2 protein-coding genes are annotated in these 1606 nt (G+C 77.3%); both read right to left on the bottom strand.

Annotated features, from left to right (window positions below):
* The coding region (locus ABD308_RS33145) for a serine/threonine-protein kinase (protein ID WP_344343308.1) at positions 1 to 856 on the bottom strand (856 nt) is incomplete at its 3' end.
* A gap of 8 nt (positions 857 to 864) precedes the next feature.
* Complete coding sequence (locus ABD308_RS33140; RefSeq protein ID WP_344343312.1) at positions 865 to 1602, bottom strand: serine/threonine protein kinase; 738 nt, start codon at positions 1600 to 1602, stop codon at positions 865 to 867.
* Positions 1603 to 1606: the final 4 nt, after the last annotated feature.

The raw sequence follows: 1606 nt of genomic DNA, 5'->3' as shown, positions 1-1606 counted from the left end.
CAGGCGCGGCGGCCGAGCGGGCGCGGGCGGTGGCGCCGAGGAACGGGTGCAGGCCGCCGGTCAGCAGCTGGTGGGCGATCACCCCGAAGGCCCACAGGTCCGCGCTCGGGCGCAGCGCCACGCCGTGCGCGCCGGTGCGCTGGGACCACCACTCGGGCGGCACGTGGTCGGGCGAGCCGAGCGGCGGGGCGTAGGCGTGGGTGCCGTCCAGTTCGGCGGTCAGGCCGAAGTCGGCGAGCTTGGCGGTGCCGTCGGGCATCAGCAGGACGTTGGCGGGCTTGAGGTCGCCGTGCACCCAGCCCGCGCCGTGCATGTGGCGGAGCCCGGCGGCGATCTCGGCGAGGATCCGGCCGGCGTCCGGGACGGGCTGCGGCGGCCGGGCGTCGGCCAGGAGGTCCTGGAGGCTGCCCGCGGCGCGCTCCATCACCAGGGCGAGCGCGCCGTCCAGCGCCGGGTGGGCCGGGTCGGCGAGGGTGACCACGGCCAGGGTGCGGATCAGGTGGGGGTGGTCGGCGCGGCTACTGAACCGCAGTTCGCGGCGGGCGAGTTGGAGCATGGTGTCGCGCTGGCCGGGGCTGAGCCGGCCGGGGTGGAGGACCTTGACGGCCGCCTCGTCCGGTCCGGCGCCAGGCGTTCCGTCGCCAGGCCTTCCGTCACCGGGTGTGCCGTTTCCGGGCGTGCCGTCACCCGGTTCCGGCGGGTCGCGGCGGGCGGCGTGGACGGTGCCCCAGGCGCCCGCCCCGATCCGCTCGCCCACCCGGTACCCCGCGATCCGGTACCCGGGCGGTACCTCGAACCCCGGAGCGCCGTACGGCGCTCCGCCGCCCCGGTCGGGCCGCGCCGCGTGCGGTGCCACCGGCCCGGTCACCCGCCGGGCCGGGGCGGGAGCAGCGCCAGGTGCTCCTCCCGCACGAGGTCGAACCGCAGGGCCAGCGCGACGAGTTCCTCCCGCTTGCCGCCCGGGTCGGCCGTCTCCACCGGGTCCCGCAGCCGCAGCTTGCTGCCGACCAGGTAGTCGATGTGGTAATTGACCGCCGAGCGGCTGAGGTCCCGGCAGGCCGGCAGGGCGCGCAGTCGCGCCACCACCTCGGTGGCGCCGGGGACCACCGCCGCGGAGGGCGAGCGCAGCCGCGGTTCGCAGAGCGCGAGCAGGACGAGGAAGTACTTGGCGGTCGGGTCCAGGGCGAACGGGCTGACCGTTCGCTCGCCGTCCGGCTCGGCCGACTCTCCGTCCAGGTAGGCGTGTTGGGGTGCGAAGACCTTGAACGACGCCGGTTCGCCGTGGGCGGGCAGCAGCACCCGGGAGATCTCGAACGGGACGGGCGCGCCGAGCCGGCCGGGCGCGACCTTGACGTGTTCGCCGGCGCCTTCGAGGTTCTCCACGACGTAGGTGGCGGTGGCGCTGAAGTTGGAGAGCCGCCAGTAGTCCTCGGCGGCGGTGATCTCGCCGGCGCGGCGCGACACGCCGGGGTCGGGGATCGGCACGGCGGGCGGGCGGCCGGGCTCGCCGCGCCCGAACGCGGCCGTGTCGCCCGGCCCGAGGTGCAGCAGGGACGGTCGGGTGGGCGGGGCGCCGCGGGGCGGCCGGGCCAGGCGGGCGATGCGG

Origin of the sequence: Kitasatospora putterlickiae, from assembly GCF_039527695.1 — a bacterium.
Classification (GTDB): Bacteria; Actinomycetota; Actinomycetes; order Streptomycetales; family Streptomycetaceae; genus Kitasatospora; species Kitasatospora putterlickiae.
The sequence above is the reverse complement of the archived record's forward strand: the minus strand, read 5'-3'. Positions and strand labels throughout refer to the sequence as shown.